Source organism: Paenibacillus suaedae (assembly GCF_032337355.1).
In the GTDB taxonomy this organism is placed as follows: domain Bacteria; phylum Bacillota; class Bacilli; order Paenibacillales; family Paenibacillaceae; genus Paenibacillus_B; species Paenibacillus_B suaedae.
This window is the reverse complement of the sequence record NZ_JAVYAA010000002.1, coordinates 1,065,330-1,086,812: the sequence shown is the minus strand read 5'-3', so window position 1 is coordinate 1,086,812 and position 21,483 is coordinate 1,065,330. Positions and strand designations below refer to the sequence as shown.

The 21,483-nt window shown below is 50.8% G+C and carries 5 protein-coding genes; all 5 read left to right on the top strand.

Going from position 1 to position 21,483, the window contains the following annotated elements:
- Nucleotides 1-27: 27 nt before the first annotated feature.
- From RQP50_RS12625 to RQP50_RS12605, 5 genes are read left to right on the top strand one after another with little or no spacing between them, the layout of a single operon-like run.
- On the top strand, nucleotides 28-1,701 hold the full coding sequence (locus RQP50_RS12625; RefSeq protein ID WP_072732148.1) for a carbamoyltransferase family protein: 1,674 nt from the start codon (nucleotides 28-30) through the stop codon (nucleotides 1,699-1,701).
- Nucleotides 1,702-1,742: 41 nt separating this feature from the next.
- Nucleotides 1,743-2,693, top strand: a complete 951-nt coding sequence (locus tag RQP50_RS12620; RefSeq protein ID WP_072732149.1) for a GNAT family N-acetyltransferase — start codon at nucleotides 1,743-1,745, stop codon at nucleotides 2,691-2,693.
- Entirely contained in the window at nucleotides 2,690-6,442 is a 3,753-nt protein-coding gene (locus RQP50_RS12615; protein ID WP_175560832.1) for a non-ribosomal peptide synthetase, read from the top strand. The genes RQP50_RS12620 and RQP50_RS12615 overlap by 4 nt, the downstream gene beginning before the upstream one ends.
- Before the next feature lie 40 nt (nucleotides 6,443-6,482).
- A complete protein-coding gene (locus tag RQP50_RS12610; RefSeq protein ID WP_072732151.1) occupies nucleotides 6,483-10,259 on the top strand; it encodes a type I polyketide synthase in 3,777 nt (1,258 codons plus the stop codon).
- Complete coding sequence (locus RQP50_RS12605; RefSeq protein WP_315745654.1) at nucleotides 10,256-21,472, top strand: non-ribosomal peptide synthetase; 11,217 nt, start codon at nucleotides 10,256-10,258, stop codon at nucleotides 21,470-21,472. The genes RQP50_RS12610 and RQP50_RS12605 overlap by 4 nt, the downstream gene beginning before the upstream one ends.
- Nucleotides 21,473-21,483 lie beyond the last annotated feature (11 nt).

Below are 21,483 nucleotides of genomic sequence, written 5' to 3'. Positions count from 1 at the left end.
GCATAAAAAAAGGTTTGGAGGACGCATATGTATATATTGGGAATTACCGGTCCGTTGGGACACGATGCGGCGGCATGCCTCATGAAGGAGGGCCGCATTGTCGTCATGGTCGAAGAAGAACGTTTGTCGCGCATACCTCACTCGCCTGGTGGACAAATGCCTTATTTGGCAATCGAGCATTGTTTGAATCAGGAGGGCATTACGTTGGATCATGTGGACTATATCGCGCTTAGCTGGGATAAGTCGTTGATTCCTGAGACGAAGATTCCGCTGCCCGATGTTTTTGACGATGTCGAGAGTCTATTTCCGAAGAGCAAGTTTCCCCACAATAAATTGCCTAAGGTGGAGGTCGTAGATCATCATTTAGCGCATGCGGCCAGCGCCTATTATTTTTCGCCTTTTGGCGAGGCAGGCGTCCTTGTGGCCGATGGCGCCGGCGAAGATTGCAGCACGACTCTCTATCACGGAATAGACGGGCGCTTGAAGAAGCTGGATTCGATCCATCACAACGAATCGCTGGGCGAGTTCTACGCGACGGTGACGGAATACGTTGGATTCGACTGGAACGATCCGGGCAAAACAATGGGTCTGGCTTCCTTCGGTGAGGCGATCTACGATTTTCCACGTATCGCAACCGATCCTGTGAAGGGTTATTCCATGAAAATCGACCACTCCCTTCATATGACGAAAGTGGAGAACGTATGGAAACGCGAAATGTTTCGTCTCGGCGTCATACCGAATAAAGGGGTTAGGCGCTACAATCCGATTACATATCGGATTTCAGAACATTTGGAATTCGATTCCACTCATCGGAACCTTGCAGCCTCTGCACAACGCAAGCTCGAGGAGTGTTATCTGAGCCTCGCAAGAGCGCTCGTGGACCGGACCGGTTCCCGCAATCTTTGCCTTGCCGGGGGAGTGGCGCTGAACTGCGTAGCCAACGGCAAGTTGAGGCGTTCCGGCTTGGTCGATGATTTGTTCATACAGCCTGCCGCGAACGATGCGGGTGCGGCAATTGGAGCGGCGGCGGAGATTGCGGCGCGTCTTGGCTTCACGATTGAGAAGCTCTCGGGCAATTATTCCGGACCGTCATTCACGAACGATCAGATCCGGGCGACATTGAACCACTTGGGACTAAAATATCGGACTGCCGACGATGCGGCCGAACTGGCAAGCGATCTTCTGGCCGAGGGTCGCACGGTTGGGTGGTTTCAAGGCCGTTCCGAATACGGACCGCGTGCGCTGGGCAACCGAAGCATGCTGGCCAACCCTTCGGTTCCAGACATTCAAAATCATATGAATCGTAATGTGAAATTTCGTGAAGGGTTTCGGCCTTTTGGTCCTTCCGTACTGGAAGAAGAGGCCGCAGACTTTTTTGAGCTAATGAGTCCTTCCCCATATATGCTGCAATCCGTTTATGTAAAGCCGGACAAACGGAGCCAAATCGGAGGGGTTGTACATGTCGACGGGTCTTCCCGCCCGCAGACGGTCACGAAGGAAACCAATGCTCGTTACCATCAACTAATTACCCGCTTCCGGGCGAAAACCGGTATTCCGATGGTGCTGAACACCTCGTTCAACTTGAGAGGCGAACCGATGGTAAACTCGCCTTATGATGCGATTCGCACCTATATGTCCGGGGCCTTAGACGCACTGATAATGGAAGATATTTTACTGGTCAAAGATGGTATTAACCAGTAAGTGGAATACGAGATGAGATGATCATTAGGGAGGCTAATGCATTGAGCAAGATTACCGTTTCGAGCTACGATCCTTTGTTTTTAAATGAAATGGCATCAATTGAGAGGGAGACAAAAGAGCGTTATCCAGATTTCCCGAGCTGGGCTACGTGGATGTATGAACACAACCCGGAGCTAAAAAAAGATAACATTTTTATAGCCTTCGAATCGGACAAGTTGGCAGGCTACGGGCACATTATCCCGCGCCCAGCATATGAGAACGACCCGTCTCAAGTTCCACATACCATTTATTTGGACTTTAATGTGTCGGTTGATGCTAAACAGCCTGCAAGCGTACGCGATGCACTCTTTGCAGCTCTATGTAATCGAACCGCTGAACTGCTTAAAGGATACCCCGATCGCAAGACGGAACTATGCGTTCAGCACTATTCTGCATTGGAAGAAATGATCGAGGACATTAGCGCAAGAGGGTTCCAGCGCGTGGAAAGTTATTTTCTCATGGAACGGGATTTGCGGTTGCCGATTCCGGATGCCCCATTGCTCAACGGGCTTGTTTTGCGCGAATGGAAAATGGAAACGGCCGAAGAGAAGAAAAAGTTTCTGGAACTCAACAAATTAGCGTTCCCTGACGAATCGCCAACGCTTGAGAAGCTTGAAGGAATCATGGCGATTCCAGGCTGGACAACTTATGCTATTTTTACAGAGGTAAATGAAGTGGCCGGACTGATAATGTTTCGTTCAGACAGCCCGACTCATGGGTATATAGACGATGTTTTCGTACTGCCGGAATGGAGAAGACAGGGATTGGCCGATGCACTGGTTGCGGTTGGTCTTCATCATCTAAAAGAAGGAGGGTTTTCGGGTGTATACCTGAATGTGGCTCGCTCAAGTTCTAGCGCATGCAACTTGTACAGCAAAGCCGGTTTTCGTGCCATAAAAGAACAGCAGGAATTGCGGTTAGAGTGGAGAGGGGAGAAAAGGAGCGATTCATGATGAGCACAAATCATCCTATCGACAAAGCAAACGTAGAAGATATTTTGGCTTTAAGCCCTCAGCAGCAAGGGATACTCTTTCATTATTTGAGAGATCCGAAGGCTTATTTTGAGCAACTTTCATTCCGATTGTCCGGATTCGGTCAAGTGGAGATCGTGAAAAGAGCTTGGCAGAATGTAATGGAAGCCAATCAGATGCTGCGTACCTGTTTTCGGTGGGAGAAGATGGAATCTCCGGTGCAGATCATACTTAAAAAGTACATTATCCCTTTTGCTGAATACGACCTCACGAAGGAGTCTGCTCATCGTCAAAGTGTGTTAATTGAAGAGATCAAGGCTGAAGATAGGAAGCGGGGCATCGATATTCGAGGCTCCGCTTTTCGATTGACGGTATGCAAGCTCTCCGATACCGAACAGGAAATGATCATAAGCTATCACCACATTTTGTTTGATGGCTGGAGTACCAGCATATTGCTGAAGGAGTTTTTTCAAGCCTACCGGGAACTGTTGGTACATGGCGAAACGCAAATACCGGTCAAGTCCTCTTATAAAAGCTATATCCTCTGGCATAAAAATCAGGAGATATCGCACCAGAAGACGTTTTGGAAAAAATATCTGGAGGGATTTGACAACAAAACGCCATTGCCGGCCGTTCGCAAGCATATTCAGGGATTGAATGCGAGCCTGAAGGAAAATCATGTTTTCATTCGCAAGCTTACGTCTGACCAACAAGAGCAACTACATAAGTTTGCGATTGAAAATGAAGTCACGCTAGCAGCTTTAATATACACGGCATGGGGTTTAGTTTTGCAGCGCTACAACAATACCGATGATGTGTTATTCGGATCTACAGTTGCCGGGCGTAAGGCGAATGTAGCGGGAATCGACAAAATGGTTGGTTTATTTACCAACACCTTGCCGCTGCGGGTTCGGACGGAAGCAAACGATTCGGTAAGCCAACTGGTAAAGCGCGTAAACCAATTTCTTGTGGAGCGCGAGGAGTTTGAATCGACACCGCTTAGCGTCGTCAACGCTCTTCATGAAATCGGGAAACATGAACAATTGTTCGATTCTATCGTAGTTATCGAAAATTATCCGGTCGATCAGATGCTCTCTCGCCATGAGTCGGGTTTAAAACTTGAACTATCCTCTATCAACAAGAGTATTAATTATCCTTTGGCTTTAGGAGTATATCCATTTGATGGGATGGAAATGGAAATAAACTACGACAATGAATTGTTTGATAGAAATTCGATCGAGCTTTTTGCGTCCCATTTTATCCAAATATTAACGAATATCGCTGCTAACGGAGATACCAACGTTGCCCATTTAGAAATGTTATCGAAAGAAGAACGCCAAAAAATTCTCGTGGAATGGAATTCAACCGAGACGTCGTTTTCCAAAGCGTCTTCCGTCTCCGAGCTGTTTGAACAGCAAGTTGCTAAATCTCCCGATCACGTTGCCGTAGTTTTGAATGAACAAAGCTATACTTTTCAACAATTAAACGACATAGCGAACCGGTTGGCACGCACGCTGAGGTCGAACGGCTTGAAGACCAATCAAGTGATAGCTTTGCTACTTGATAAAAGTTTGGAAATGATTGTTGCAATTGTTGCCGTCTTAAAAGCTGGCGGCGCTTATCTTCCTATCGATCCGAATACTCCTGCGGAGCGCGTTCGGTTTATGCTGGAAGACAGCGATGCGACAATGGTCCTTATGAAAAGCCAATGGAAAGATAAGCTTGATTTTACCGGACTCGTGCTTGATATGGAAGATCCGGCGGTATATGCAAATGATTCAAGCGGTCTTCCGACAATAGCAAGTCCCAATGATTTGGCTGTCATTTATTACACTTCCGGTTCCACCGGCAATCCCAAAGGCGTCATGATCGAACACCATGGGATTGCGAATGTTCAATCGTACTTTCAGAATGATTTGAAAATAAACGAGCACGATCGCATCGCTCAATTCGCTAGCTTCGCTTTTAGTGCTACGATCTGGGAAGTTTTTATGGGTTTGCTTACAGGGGCTACACTTTATCTATTAACTCCTGAACTGATAGCTGACAAAAATAAATTCACCAGCTACTTTCGGGATAACGAGATTACGACAGTTACAATGGCTCCAACTTATCTTAGCGAACTTGACCCGGCCAACTTTCCCTTGCTGAAACGGTTAATAACAGCCGGCTCGGAAATAACGCATGAATTGGTTGAAGTCTGGGGAGTGGATCGAACATACATCAATGCGTATGGTACGACGGAGGTGACTAATGCAGCGCTAACCTGGATGCATGAACAAAACATGAAGATCCCTGACCCTGTCCTGATTGGCCGGGCTTTCCAAAACAAATACGCCTACATTTTGGATCGAAATCTCGAGCTTATGCCAGTTGGAGTCGTAGGAGAATTGTGTATTTCAGGTACAGGAATTGCAAGAGGATATATAAATCAGCCGCAACTGAGTGCCGAAAAGTTCGTTCCCGATCCCTTTAGGCCTGGAGAAAAAATGTTTCGAACCGGCGATCTCGCACTCTATATGCCTGATGGCAATGTGCAGTTAATGGGCCGAGCGGATCGGCAAGTAAATATCCGAGGATTTCGGATCGAGTTAGGAGAGGTAGAAGCAATTCTGCGCAAGCATCCTGCAGTTCGTGAGGCTGTAGTCGTCGCACGAGAAGACCACCTCTGTGCGTATCTGGTTTATGAAACGAATGCTGATTCGGGTCATGAAAAGTTTTCGTCGGAATGGAAGTTATTTTGCTCGGGCTATTTGCCTTCGTATATGATACCGTCGCATTTTGTTCCCATCGACACATTGCCGCTGAATTCAAGCCGCAAAGTGGACATTAAACAATTGCCGGATCCGATCGAGTATGTACAGGAACATCGACGGGTTGAGCTGCCAAATAATGAAATTCAAGTGCAGGTGGCAGCAATTTGGCGCGAGGTGCTTAGTTTAGACGTTATTGGAATTTACGACAATTTCTTTGATCTTGGCGGCAACTCTATTTTACTGATGCGTCTTCATTCGAAATTGGATAAAAAATTTCCCGGAGACATCGAAATTACGGATCTTTTTACCCATACGAACGTGTTTGATCTGGCTGAGTTCATAGCCCGAAAGCGGAAAGAGACAGAGACTGAGCCAAGAAAATTGCAAGAGCTTCGTTTCCCAGGCGAAACGCTGACAGATATGGGCATACAAACAAGCGGTTATGAATGGGTGCTAGATCGAACATTGTATGATTCTTTACAAGAGATAGCCTTAAGGGAAAATACGAAGGTTGACGTCATTCTTGTCTCTATGCTGATGCATCAGTTGTCGGAAATGACGAATGAAACGAGCGTTACGCTGGAAACAATGATTCGATCTTTCAATACAAGCGTACAGGTCGATATTCACCTGGAGTATATAGAAGATTTTAGCTCCCTGTTCCGCGAAGTTGACCGCAAAGCGGGAGACGTTGCGGCAGGATACCCGCTGGATGAGCTTGATCGTTGTATCAAGACATTGGACGGCAAAGGAATCTTATTATTCCTATACAGGAAGGATCGCTTAACCGTTCCGACCAATCTGTTTCATGTATTTGATCTTCTGTTGGGGTTCTCCGAGGAGAATGAAGAGGTCGTTTTCACGATCGAATACAAAAAGAACAAGTTAAGGGACGAGAAGGTTGAAGAGCTCATTCAACAGTACGCAACCAATCTCCACCTTCTTGTGAATCAGTTATCTGCTCAGGCAAGGTAATGTTTCTGTTCCATTCACCTCTAGAAAGGAGCAATGATCTGTGTTAAAAAAACGGTTGCAACTTGGCAGCGCAAATTTGGATCCGACAGTGGCTGCAACGCAGTCGATAAGAAAAATCAATCAACGAGACATTGCAATAATCGGCATTGCTCTCCAATTCCCGTCAGCCAATGGAACAGAACAGTTTTGGGGAAATCTGAGCAACGGTTTGGACTGCATGAAAAAACTTCCGCAAGCTAGGTTAGCGGACATACAACGTTATTTTTCATTCAAAGGTTTGCCGATTGACGAAGTTGATCTATTGAAGGGAGAAGCGGGATTTCTAGAAGAGTTGGACAAATTCGACTATGGCTTCTTTCGATTGTCCCCGAAAGAGGCCCAGTTTATGGATCCAAATCAACGCTTATTTTTGCAAACTGCCTGGTCAGCGATTGAAGATGCCGGATATGGAGGAGACCGATTGAAAGGGTCGCGAACCGGCGTATTTGTAGGTTTTAGTTCGGAAGCGGAGTACAAACGGATGGTCGCCGAAGTGGATGCCTCCGATTTGACTGCCGCGATGACGGGGAATCTTAATTCGATGCTGCCGAGCCGTATTTCTTACTTATTGAACTTGCATGGGCCGAGCATGTTAATCGACACCAGTTGTTCTTCCTCTTTGGTGTCCGTTCACCTCGCCTGTCAATCGATCAGGAACAATGAGTGCGATATGGCATTGGCAGGCGGGGTTCAAACCCATATTATTCCCATTCGTCAAACGAAAGTCGGCATCGAGTCTTCGAACAATCGAACGCGTACGTTTGACGAAAGTTCAGATGGAACCGGCACGGGGGAAGGGGTAGCGGCCATTCTGCTAAAACCGTTGTATAAAGCAATGAATGACCGTGATGTGATTTATGCGGTTATTAAAGGGAGCGCGATTAATCAAGACGGCAACTCCATCAGCCTGACTGCGCCGAATACGGCAGCTCAGGAAGATGTGATCGTTCGTGCTTGGCGCGACGCAGATGTTGATCCAGCCACGATTTCGTATATTGAGACGCACGGCACGGGTACGAAATTGGGTGATCCCATCGAAATTGAAGGTATCCGACGAGCTTTTTCCCGGTACACTGACCGCAAGCAATTTTGCGCTGTGAGCGCGGTCAAGTCCAATATAGGTCATCTGGATAATTCGGCGGGAATTGCCGGCCTAATCAAAGCTGTTTTAGCGCTGCAACACAAAAAATTGCCTCCGACACTGCATGTCCGAAGAACGAATCGTAACATTGCTTTTGAGGACTCTCCCGTTTATGTCAATGATCGTTTAACGGAATGGGAGTCGGAAGGTGTGCGTAGATGCGGGGTCAGCTCTTTCGCAATTAGCGGGACGAACTGTCACATCGTCTTGGAGGAAGCACCGCCCAGCAAGCCAAACGCAACGGAACATGGCAAGCAGATTTTTACGCTGTCTGCCCGTAGTCTGACATCCTTGCGGAGAGGGATCCTAAACTATCAGACTTTATTGACACAGCGTCCGGACATTTCGCTTGCGGATCTCTGTTTTACGGTCAATACAGGCCGGAGCCACTGGGAATACAGATTGGCGCTAGTTGCTGAAAACATAGAAGAGTTAAGGAGCAAATTGCAACTAACGAGCACACAGGACAGCCTGAAAACAATGGGAGGGGAAAGCATTTTTTACGGGGAGTGCAGGTTGAGCTCTCAAGCGGAAAAACAAATGGTTAAAGCGGATCTGGGAAATGCCTGCAGAAATTACGTAGAAGGAGCAGATATTGATTGGGGATTTTTGTATGAAGGAAAATCAAACAAGCGTATCCCGTTACCGACATACCCATTTGAACGAAACCGCTGTTGGCTGGAAATTCCAGAAACGCAAGAGCCCTTCTATTTTGAAACCCGTTGGCAAAAGAGCGCTGCTACCTATCGAAAAAAAGACATTCCGTTTGGCATAACCCTTATTTTGCATGACAACTCTTTGAAGGCAACGGAATTGATCGATTTTTTACGTTCAAAGAACGAACGCATCATTGAGGTTCGGGTAGGGGATCAATTTTGCCAAATTGATGCCGATCAGTTTGTAATCGGACATGACGAAAAGGATTACAGCAAATTAATGGAAAGCATGCTGCTGTCGAAACTTGGACGCGTCATACATGCCATGACCCTGAATCCCGAACATGAAATAGAAAGTCTGGAAGATTTGCAACAAGCACAGGAATTGGGATTTTATAGTCTGCTTCATCTCTCCAAGGCATTATCTTTGTCTGCTTTGGGACATCAGGTGGAGCTGGTAATATTGTCTTCCTATGCGCAGCACGTACACGAAAAGCAGCAGTATTTGCATCCGCATCACACAGCACTGTTTGGACTGGGGAAGGTCATTCGATGGGAAGAACCGATGTTACAGTGTCGTTGTATCGACATCGATATGGCGACTTCCATCTCTCAATTGGCAAACGAAATGGAATCTGATGAATCAGAGTTCCAAGTTGCCTATCGTTCCGGCGAACGATTCGTGGAGCGATTGGCGGCACTTGCAGACAACCAACAGGCGATTGAGGAAATAGAAATCCGAGAAAACGGCGTATATGTCATAACCGGGGGGCTTGGAAATTTAGGCTTGAAAATGGCCCGGCACTTGGCTTCCAAAAATAACGTGCATTTGGTTTTGATCAATCGTTTCCCTATCCCGCTTCGTTCGGAGTGGGAGAAGCTCCTTTCGAAAGGTAACGATGTAAAACGATGCAAACAAATTAGTGCGATTCAGGCTATTGAAGCTCTGGGCTCGCACGTACATGCATTCGCAGCGGATATTACCGATTATGAGCAACTAGAAAAAGTGCTTGCTGACGTAAGGGCACAATACGGCAACATTACCGGATTGATTCACTGTGCGGGCATTGGCGTCGGTATGTCCGGCATGCCGATCCGTGAAGATAGTCGCATTAGTTATGAAGCTGTAATGGCGCCCAAAGTGCAAGGCACTTGGAATCTGGCGCGTGCGACAGAGCAAGATGAACTGGATTTCTCGCTGTTTTTCTCTTCCGTCATTACCTTAATCGGTTCTGTCGGCAGTGGTAGCTACACAGCGGCCAACGCTTATTTGGATTCGTTCTCCGCTTTTGCCCGTCGTCGCGGAAGGAAAGCGATTACTGTTAATTGGCCGTATTGGATAGATCAGGAAAGGCAGGGAGAGGGCTTCCATGAAGAGAAGGAGCTGTTCCGTTTCCTGAAGCCGGACGAGGCGTTGATGGCATTGGACAGGATTCTCTCCAGTCGCATCGATCGCGTAATTGTTGGCAGACTCAACGATCAGAGCAGCTTATTCCGACTAGGAGATTACCTTCCGCTAAAGTTATCGGAGGACTTGTGCGCTTCTTTGCCGAAGGCCGGGTTGCAGCCGGGCGCACGTCCGTCCGCCAATAGAAACAGCGTCAGGCTAAAAGGCACGACAAATCCGGAAACAGTCGAGATCGAAAAGAAGGTCGCATCGGTCTGGCAGGAGGTGCTGGGATTTGACGAGCTAAACGTAGTCGACAACTTTTTTGAAATCGGAGGCGATTCGATTCTGATAACAAAGGTTCATGCCTTGTTGGAGGAAGAGTATGCCGGTGGCATCCGGATATCCGATTTGTTTGCTTACCCAACGATTGCCAAGCTTGCTGCATTTTTGGCTTCGCAGCAATCGATAGGGGAGGACAAACCGGAGGAAATGCGAGAAAGCATCCTTCGTTTGGTGGAACAAATGGAGCAGGGGAAAATGAGCTTGGAGCAGGTCGTGAAAGAATATCACTTACTCGAGGTACAAACATGATGGACACATCAGCATTTATTTTCGAGCAGATTGCATCTGGAAAATTTGAGCGGAACGCCGGCGTTGAGCTGTTGACGCGTCTAAAGCAAGCCAAGTCGACAGATGTGAACGAAATTGCAGTGATTGGTATGGCAGTCAAACTGCCGATGGCGCCCACTTTGGAGCAGCTTTGGCACAATCTTAAATATGGGATCGACAGCATTGGCCGATTTCCAGCATACCGACGTGCCGATACCGACCGTTATTTGGCATACATGAACCAATTGAGGCCGGATACGGACTATTCCCTTGGAGCATACCTTGAGGAAATCGACAAATTTGATTACAAATTTTTTCGACTGACTCCAAAGGAAGCTAGCCTCATGAGTCCAGCCCAACGGCTGTTTTTAGAAGCCGCGTGGGAGACGATCGAAGAAGCAGGTTACGGGGGAAACAAATTGTCGGGAAGTCGAACCGGCGTATATATCGGCTACAGCTCCGATACGCTTTTTGAATACGTTCGATTTATCCAAGATGTCGAACCTTCCTCTCTCTCGATGTCTGTGTCCGGCAACTTGAGTCCAATCGTGGCGAGCCGCATCTCGCATATGCTTGACTTGCGCGGTCCGTCTCTCGCTATCGATACGACTTGTTCCTCTTCCTTGGTCGCCTTGCATACCGCTTGTCAGTCCATACGAAACGGAGAATGCGAGCAAGCGCTAGTAGGCGGCATTCGGATTAACTATATGAGACTGTTGAATCAATTCGACATCGGTATTCAATCCTCGGATGGAAAAACGAAGTCGTTTGACGATTTCTCCGATGGAACCGGCAGCGGTGAAGGGATAATCGCCGTTTTGCTGAAACCGCTCCATAAGGCGGTACGTGATGGCGACCAAATTCATGCGGTCATTAAAGGCAGCGCCATTAATCAGGATGGCAATTCGATCGGATTAACAGCTCCGAATGGACTTGCTCAAGAAGAAGTGATTGTTCGGGCTTGGAAAGCGGCTGGTGTGGAACCAGAAACCATCTCCTACATTGAAGCGCATGGAACGGGTACGAAATTGGGCGATCCAATTGAGATCGAAGCGATACAAAATGCGTTTCGGCGCTATACACCTAACCGGCAGTTTTGCGGGGTCGGCTCGATCAAAACCAATTTCGGACATTTGGACAATGCGTCGGGGTTGCTCGGACTAGTGAAAACGATCCTGGCACTTAAACACCGCGAAATTCCGGCATCTCTTCATTTTCAAAAATCGAATAGGGAAATACGTTTCGAGGATTCACCGGTCTACTTTATCGACCGCTTGACTCCATGGAGGACTAACGGCCAACCACGACGGGCAGGCGTCAGCTCGTTCGGTCTTAGCGGGACCAATTGTCATGTCGTATTGGAAGAAGCGCAAACACCCGAACCTACCGGGACGGACAAACCAGGAGGATATCTGTTGCCGCTGTCGGCCAAATCCGAGGAGGCGCTTCGAAACACGGTTGAGCGCTATTTGGCGTGCTTACAAAACAATCCGTGTCTAAATCTAGCAGATGTTTGTTATACAGCTGGCACTGGCCGAGGCCATTACGCCTTTCGATTGGCCATTCACGCACATGACGTTTCGGAGTTGCAGACCAAGCTTGGCAAGCTGCTGAAGGAATGGCCTTCCGTCGATTACCCGTCGGAAGGTATTTTTTGTGGCGCGAATGAGATGGGGCGGCAGCCGGAGGAAGGATGGCCCGTTACTGCCGCTGTTGAAAAGCTGTACAGCCTGTCCGAGCAGGATGGGAATTCGCGTGCTCAGCTTTTGGCGGAGCTAGGCTACTGGTATGTAAGGTCAGCGGATATTCCGTGGGAAGCGCTTTACTCGGGAGAACGGCGGCGGAAAGTATCCCTGCCTTCCTATCCGTTCGCGCGATCCCGCTGCTGGATTTCGATAACGCCCCAACAAAATCCGATAAAGGAGCAAACGACTGTCATGAACGTTGCGATTGGTGGCGGAGCCTCTTTGCATCAACGAAAATTTTTGAATTTTCTGAAGCAGGCGCTGCAAGAAATTTCGGGCATCCCGGAAGAAGAAATCCGGGACGAAGATAACTTTTTTGAACTTGGACTTGATTCTATTCTTCTTTTTCAAATAAGCGAAAAATTGAAAGATCACTATGGAATAGAAATATCTTTGAGTCGGTTTTACGATGAGCTGTCTACACCCGGGGCGCTGGCCGAATATTTGGCAGCACTTGTGCCGGAAGAATCTTCCCTACCGACTGCTGCATTGCCGGCGACTCAGGAAACCCCGGTTCAGACTGCAGCTTCTGCTTTCAATCACGAAAACTTGCCGATGCACGAGCATGCGACCGTAACGCGGCCGGGATCCAGATCAGAGATGGAAAGGCTGGTCGCACGGCAGTTGGACATTATGAGCAAACAGTTAGAGCTACTGCGCGAGGATCGAAATGCAGTTCTGGGTATGCCAGTGTCGTCCAGTGTGCCCAGCAATCAGCCGGAAGCAGACTCGGCCAAGCGAGCAGAAGCGATGGCGCGAACGTCGTCGGTTTCGGAGGCACGGTTGTCCTCTGATGACGGTTCTCTTGCCTCTCGGACGCAGGAACCAGAAGTGTTCATCCCGTATCAAAAATTAAATTTGCTCGCAAACACGAATTTATCAAATAAGCAAACGCTCCATATTGAAGAGCTAATCTGTCGTCTCGACGAGCGGTTCAAGTTGACCAAGAAACTGACGCAGAAATATCGCAATGTGCTGGCCAATAATCGAAATGTAGCCGGCTTCCGGCCGGCATGGAAAGAAATGATCTTCCCGGTCATCGCTAAGCGGGCACAAGGTGCGCGGATATGGGACATGGACGAACATGAATATTTGGATATTTCTATGGGTTTCGGCGCATATTTGCTCGGTCATGCTCCGGCCTTTATTACCGATGCCGTCCGTGTAGAGCTGGACAACGGCATGCCGATTGGGCCGATGAACCCGCTCGCCGGAGAAGTGGCCGATCAGATCGCGCAGTTCACCGGCTGCGAACGCGTCGCATTCTTTAATTCCGGCTCGGAAGCGGTCATGGTTGCGCTCCGGTTAGCGAGGGCCGTCACGGGCAAGTCCAAAATTGCGCTGTTCGAAGGAGCCTTTCACGGAACGTTCGACGGGGTTTTGGCAAGGCGGCATATGGCTGGACGGGACGGCAACTCCGTACCTATGGCTCCCGGAATCACCGATAATCTTGTTGGCGATGTGCTCGTTCTTAAATACGGCGATCCGGAGGCGCTGGACGTGATCAGTCGCCATGCAAACGAACTTGCCGCCGTTCTGGTAGAACCCGTCCAGAGCCGTCGTCCCGACTTGCAGCCGAGACGATTTCTTCAGGAGCTGCGTGCGATCACGGAGAAGCACGGTACGGCGCTGATCTTTGATGAGGTCATCACGGGCTTCCGGATAGGACCGGGAGGCGCACAGGAATGGTTCGACGTGCAGGCGGATATTGCCACTTACGGCAAAGTCATTGGAGCGGGCCTGCCAGTTGGCATTGTCGCGGGGAAGTCCAGGTTCTTAAATGCGATTGACGGCGGATGGTGGCAGTATGGCGATGCTTCTTATCCAACAAGCAGCAGCAACCGCACGTTAGTCGGTGGAACCTTCTGTCATCATCCTTTGACGATGTCGTCGATTCTAGCTATGCTCAAGCATTTACGGGCGGAAGGGCCGCGGTTACAAGAGCGGTTGAACGAACGGACGAGACGGCTGACGGACACGCTTAATCAGTATTTCTTAGAGCGGCGGATACCGATTTCTATGGTTCATTTTGGCTCTCTCTTCCGATTTGTCCTGAACGGAGATCTGGAACTGTTGTTCTACCATTTGCTCGATAAGGGCATCTACGTATGGGAAGGGAGAAATTGTTTTCTTTCGACTGCGCATACGGACGAGGATGTCGACCTGATTATCCGCGCGGTCATCGAAAGCGTGGAGGATATGCAAGCCGGCGGTTTTTTTCCGGAGATGCCCGCGACGCCAGCGGAGGTTAAATCGAAGCGCGACCCAAAGGTGGATCTTCATCGGGAAGCGATTGTTCCGATGACGGAAAGCCAACAAAATCTCTGGCTTCTGACCCGGGATAGCGAAGAGCAATCGATCGCTCATTGCGATTACCTCATGCTTGAGCTGCATGGAACGCTAAATCTTGGCGCGATGCAAGTGTCCATGCAACGGATTGTGGAACGGCATGAAATATTGCGCACGATCCAAGTGGACGAGCGTGGCATGCTTCCCGAATCGACGCTGCCGATGGAAATCCCGCTGATCGATTTTACCAACGATGAGGAAGAGGAACAGAATAGACGGATTGAAGAGTGGCTACGTATTGAAGCGGAAAGGCCGTTTGCAATCGGTCTTGAGCCGCTGTTCCGTATGTACATGCTCAAAGTTTCGGATGTACGGCACCGATTTGTGATCGTGCTTCACCATTTGATTGCTGACGGCTGGTCGACAGGTGTGATGCTAAATGAGCTGGAAACGTTCTACACGGCGGAGTGCCGCGGCGAAATTGGTGAGCTTCCCCCTGCTGTTCCTTTCCGTAATTATGTGGAATGGCTGTCAAACAAGATGGAGGAGGGCGACGAGGCTATTCGTTACTGGTCAGAGAAGTTCGCCCGTTCGATTCCTTCGCTTGCGTTGCCAAACGACTATCCGCCGCCTCCAGGCAAGTCGTATGCCGGGGCTCGGGAGCATTTAAGGGTGGACGAGGTATTCACGAAACGGTTGAAGAGCCTCAGCCGCAAGCAAGGCTGTTCGCTTTTTGTAACCTTGCTAGGGGCCTACCAACTTTTTCTGCACCGCTTGACGGGACAAAACGAATTTTCCGTCGGCATTCCTACAGCGGGCCAATCGGACATGGGCGTCAGCCATCTGGTAGGACAGTGCGCCAGCATGCTGACCCTTGAAGTCCGTATTTCCCCGGAGGGAACGTTTGCAGAGCATTTGAAGGAAGTGAAGCAGAATTTCTCGGATGGAATGAAGCACCGGCATTATATGATGGTGGATTTAGTGAAGGAGATGAGCAAGCGCCAGCAGCAGCCGGCATCGGAAATACAGGCGACCTTTAATCTCGACAGAAGCGTGAACCTGCCCCGATTCGCGGATTTGGAAACGGCCTTCACCGTCTATCCGATCCGATATGTGAAACATGACTTGAGCCTTAACGCGGTTGAAACGGGCGGCGAGCTTCAATTCGATTTCGATTACAATGCCGACCTTTTCAGCCGTGACACGGTGAGACGCTGGATGAGGCAATTCCGCTCGCTGCTCGAAACCGTTGTAGAGGAGCCGGATGTTGTCCACATGCTGGTAACCTTGGCCGCTCCTGATGAAGGAACAATTTTCCCGACGGCATTGGGCGGGTATCCGGAAGCGGCAGAGGCTTCTGATTCTGACTTGGCAGAACAATATGCTCATGCGCTTGCCCAAGCATTCGAGCTAACGAGCGGACAGGAGGTAATCATCGACAGTCAGCTGCCGAATGTCGATCGATACGCGTTGAGCTTGGCGGGCAAGTTGTCGGGAGCGCAAGTACGGATTACGGAAAACGTCCTGCTTGAATTGGACAGCAAAGCGGCATTGCTGTTTCTGTCTGCGGCAGCCTGGCGGGAAATCATTCGGGAAACGCACGAACGGGATTCCGAGGCAGGCGCGACCATCCGGGTCAGCTGCGCCGTTATCGGCGATCAGCCCATTCTCGCCGAACAGGTGCGCCGTTATTGCCGCAAGAGCGGGGGGCTAATGCCTCTGCGGTTCGGATTTCGCCCTGCAGGACTGCCGGCCGTGCTGACGGTGTTTGATGCGAACGAACAGGAGGAGCGCAGGCCGCTGAGCGCGTTGCCGATCGGTCTCCCCTTGGCTAATACGGTCATGTTGCCTCTGGAGGCTTCCGGCAGACCGGCTCCTGTCGGCGTTTACGCCGAGCTTTACGCCGCTGCGCCGTGGTTGAACGGCGAGGGGGGAGCCGGGGCGGCGGGAGGTAGACCCGACGGTCTGATTGCGACCGGCAGAATCGGACGATATTTATCGACGGGTATGCTGGAGCAAATCGGTACGCTTAAGGAGCAGTTGACTGTCCGTGGCCATCGTGTTGATCCGGCTTATGTTAAAACAGTATTTTCCCTGTTGCCGCAGGTGGAGGAAGTGGTAATCGCAAAGGCTGACTCCAAAGGCAGGGATCCCGTGATGGCCGCCTATCTGACGCTTGGAGCAGGAGTGAAGGAATCTGTCGATGGCTTGCGGCGTTCTTTGAAGGAACTGCTGCCGGATTTTATGATCCCGGCACGTATTCGGGTGACGGAGCGCCTTCCGTTGACACCGGCAGGGACGATGAACCTTCAGGCATTGGCAGAGTTGGAGCGAACGGTATCGCAACAGGAATCGACTGCCGGAAGTTTGCAAGACGATATGGAACGGAAACTGAAAACAATTTGGGGGGATCTGCTTGGGATCGAAGAGGTTGATCCCGGTGACAACTTTTTTGAATTGGGGGGTCAATCCTTCCATGCGATGCTTCTGATGTTCAAAATTCAGGAAGAATGGGGCGTTGAGCTTCCCTTGACAGACATTTTCGAAGCCCATTCTCTTTACGAATTATCGCAGCGTATCGGCGAGGCTAAAAGAGGGGACAAGCCGTCCATTCCAAAGGCGGAACGGAAAGCATATTACCCCGTATCATCGGCCCAGAAACGGCAATATGTTTTGCAGCAAACCGACCCTTCAAGCACGGCATACCATTTGAACAGTTCTTTTTTGCTGGAAGGACGGATTGATCGCGAAGCGCTGGAAGAAGCATTCCAAAAGCTGATTCACCGCCATGAAGCGCTCCGAACCTCTTTTGCCTTGGTGGAGGGCGAGGTCGTTCAGATCGTACATGAAAACGTCGATTTACCCTTGCTGGCGGACGATTCGACCATTCTCGCCGACCGATTCGTTCAACCGTTCGACCTCAGCCATGCTCCTTTGTTGCGAGTGCGATTGCGGAAGGAATCCGAAGAGAAGCACTTGATTGAGCTTGAAATGCACCACATTGTTTCGGACGGGATTTCGATGAATGTTCTGTTCCGCGATGTGGCGGCATTTTACCAAGGGCAGGGAAATGCTCTTCCTACTCTTGAATATCAATACAAAGATTATTCCGAATGGCAGCTTAAGCAGCTGGACAGCGAGCAAATGCGAAGACATGAGCTTTACTGGATTGAGCAGTTCGCCGAGGAACCGCCCAAGCTGCAGTTGCCGACCGATTATGCTCGTTCGTCTGTCAAAAGTTTCGAAGGCGGCAGTCTCTTCTTCTCATTCGATGAGAACTTGCTGCACGATTTGAATCTGTTGGCCCGGAGATCGGGCGTCACGTTATATATGGTTCTCTTGGCCGTCTATCAACTTCTTCTGAGCAAATATTCAGGCCAGCAAGATATCGTCGTAGGCTCACCGACAGCCGGTCGTCCCGGTCTTGAGACGGAAAATGTCATCGGCATGTTCGTCAATACGCTGGCATTGCGAGCTCGGCCGACATCGGATCTAACGTTTCTGGAATTTTTGAGACAGGTCAAAGCATCCACGTTAGCCGCTTTGGAGCATCAGGCATACCCGCTCGACCGGTTGATCGATAAGCTGGCGCTGGAACGAGATACGAGCCGAAATCCTTTGTTTGACGTTTTGTTCGTGTTCGACAACAACATGAATGAATCCCTCATTGCTGCAAAAATTGACGGCATTCGACTCGTACCGCTTCGCCGGGAATCGCAGACCGCGCAATTTGATCTTGCTCTTCACGCGGTGGAAGAAGGCCGGACGCTACGGTTTACATTGGAGTATGCCGGTAAACTGTTCGCGAAGGAGACGGCTGAGAGATTGACTCGGCATTTTGAACAGCTTGTCAAACAAGCTGTGCTTCATCCGGGGTTAAAACTGGGCGAGTTCGAGATGACTACGGTAGAGGAAAGAGAGCAAATCGAAGCCACCTTCAACCGGACGGAAGCGGAGTACGATCGTAATCTGACACTGCACCGGCTGTTCGAGGAGCAGGCGGTGCGCACGCCGGAGCGGATGGCGGCCGTGTTCGGCCCGGACGGCATGGAGCGGCTGACCTACCGCGAGCTTAACAAGCGGGCGAATCAGCTCGCCCGGACGCTGCGGGACAAAGGCGTGAAGCCGGGCCGGTTGGTCGGCGTTCTGCTGGAGCGCTCGCCGGAGATGATGGTCGGCATTCTGGCCATCCTGAAAGCGGGCGGCGCCTACGTTCCGATCGATCCCGCATATCCCGAGGAACGGATCGCTTATTTGCTCCGAGACAGCGGTGCGGAGCTGCTGCTCACTTGCAAGCGGGAACTGCCGCCGGGGCAATTCTCGGGCGAGCAGCTTGACTTGGCGGACGAGACGCTGTACTCGGGGGATGGTGAGGATCTATCCGCCACGTCGGGGCCGCATGATCTGTCTTATGTGATCTATACCTCCGGTTCCACCGGCGAGCCCAAGGGCGTGATGATCGAGCATCATTCGGTAATCAACCGCTTGCAGTGGATGCAGAGGCGCTTCCCGCTGGCGGAGGATGACGTCATCATGCAAAAAACGCCGTTCAGCTTCGACGTGTCGGTCTGGGAGTTGTTCTGGTGGGGCATGCAGGGAGCGTCGGCGGTGTTCCCGGAGCCGGGTGCGGAGAAAAATCCAGAGTCGATTGCGCGATGCGTGGAGAGGCACCGGGTAACGGTGATGCACTTCGTGCCTTCGATGCTGCAGCTGTTTCTGGAGCATGTCGAGGAAGCCGGGGATACGGGGCGGCTGCGCACGCTGCGCCGGGTGTTCGCGAGCGGGGAGGCGCTGCAGGCTAAGCAGGCGAGCCGATTCGGCCGTTTGCTGAAGGATGCGTGGGGGACGGAACTAGTCAATCTGTACGGACCGACGGAGGCGACGGTGGACGTGTCGTACCATAACTGCTCATGCGTGGAGGAGTCGGCGCGTATTCCAATTGGCCAACCGATCGACAACATCTCGCTATACGTGCTGGACGGCCACCGGCGGTTGCAGCCGGTCGGGGTGTCGGGCGAGCTGTACATCGCCGGAGTCGGCCTGGCGCGCGGGTATTGGAACCGTCCGGAACTGACGGCGGAGAGGTTCGTGGATAACCCGTTTGCGCCAGGAGAGAGGATGTACCGGACGGGCGATCTGGCAAGGTGGCTGCCGAACGGGGAAGTAGAGTATTTGGGCCGGATCGACCACCAGGTGAAGATCCGAGGATATCGGATCGAGCCGGGAGAGATCGAGACACAGCTGCTGCGGCACGAACGGATCAGGGAAGCGGCGGTTACGGTAAGGCCCGGTGAGGCAGGGCTGAAGGATCTGTGCGCATATTATGTGGCCGACGGCGACCTGGAAGCCGGTGAAGTAAGAGCGTATTTGGCGGAGCGGCTGCCCTCCTACATGGTGCCGGCATACTTGGTGGCACTGGAAGCAATGCCGTTGACGCCGAATGGGAAGCTGAACCGCAAGGCGCTCCCGGCGCCGGAGGAGAATGTAGAGCGCGAGGCGTATGTCGCTCCGCGCAATGAGCTTGAGCGGCAGTTGGCAGCCGTCTGGCAGGAGGTGCTAGGATTTGAACGCATTGGTATCGACGATCACTTCTTCCACATGGGAGGCGACTCAATTAAGGCCATACAAGCAAGTGCCCAGTTGATGACGATCGGGCTTGCCATGCAGGTTAAAGACCTGTTTGAAAAGCCAACGATCCGGTTCTTATCCCCGCTGATCGGACAACATACCCGCGCTGTCGATCAAGGGCCTGTCGAAGGAGCGGCGGTTTTGGCTCCGATTCAACATTGGTTTTTCGACCGGCATGCGACGGATATCCATCATTTCAACCAATCGCTCTTGATGCAGGCCGCTAGCGAGCTGAATCCTGAGTGGGTTAGAGAAGCCGCCGCCAAGCTGGTCGAGCACCACGACGCTTTGCGTATGACATTCGCCCAGAAGGAAGGCGAATGGATTCCGTTCAATCGCGGGCTTTCCGGAGAGCGGAGTTTCGAATTTCGCATTCACGATTTCCGTGACGTTCCGCAAGAAGAACTCGCGGCCCGGATGGACGAAGAGGCCGACAGGTACCAGTCGTCGATGGAACTGAGCGAGGGCCCTTTGTGCAAGGTCGTGTTGTTCCAAACGGCTCGCAAAGATTATCTGCTATTTGTCATCCATCACCTGGTGGTGGACGGCTATTCTTGGCGCATTTTGATGGAGGACTTCCAAACCGGATATATGCAATTATCCCGGAACGAGACGATTCGTTTGCCGGAAAAGACCGACTCATACGTGCTTTGGGCGGAACGGATCCGGGCGTATGCGAACATGCCAGACAGGATGCGCAAAAGCTCGGAATATTGGAGAGGATTCACGCAGAGCCCTGTCGTGCCGCTGCCTGTCGACCGTCCATTAACCGGGCGGCGCGGACATCATATGCAAGCTGTGACGCTAACCTTTCAGGCTGATGTGACGGAGTTGCTACTTACAGCGGCGAATAGGGCTTATCATACGGACACTAACGACTTGCTGCTGGCTGCGCTCGGCCTGGCGGTCAATGAATGGACAGGAGAAGACCATGTATGGATTCAGCTCGAAGGCCACGGTCGCGAGGAGTTGTTCCAGGAAGTGAATATAAATCGAACGGTTGGATGGTTTACTTCGATGTATCCGGTGTTGCTGCCTGCGCAGAGTCATTCGGACGAACTGTCCGGCTTGATTAAAGCGGTGAAAGAGTGTCTACGTGGCATTCCGGATAAAGGAATCGGATACGGCATGCTGCGTTACCTTACCTTAGATGATTTGCCAGAAATCGAGCCGGAAATCTGCTTCAATTATTTGGGTCAATTCGACCAAAGGCAATCATCGGACTTGCTAACCGTGTCCGATCTTCCATCCGGCCATACGGTCAGTCCGAACGTTGAATGTCCATTTACAATCGATATTAACGGAATCGTCAAAGACGGAGAACTTGTCCTGACTTTCCGTTACGACCGCGAAGAGTATGACGAATCTACCATTCAGCGATTCGTAAGTGCTTACGAGCAGCACCTCGGCCGTCTTGTCTCCCATTGTGTCGATAAGCGTGATTCGGATTTTACACCGAGCGACTTCAGCGCAACAGGACTGGATATGGACGATTTGGCAGATGTGTTCCAGGCATTGGAGAACAAATTTTAACGGTTGTGCGT

Bases quoted from the DNA above. Each gene is read 5' to 3' on its own strand.
- RQP50_RS12605 (WP_315745654.1), top strand. From the start codon at position 10,256: ATGATGGACACATCAGCATTTATTTTCGAGCAGATTGCATCTGGAAAA.
- RQP50_RS12615 (WP_175560832.1), top strand. From the start codon at position 2,690: ATGATGAGCACAAATCATCCTATCGACAAAGCAAACGTAGAAGATATT.
- RQP50_RS12625 (WP_072732148.1), top strand. From the start codon at position 28: ATGTATATATTGGGAATTACCGGTCCGTTGGGACACGATGCGGCGGCA.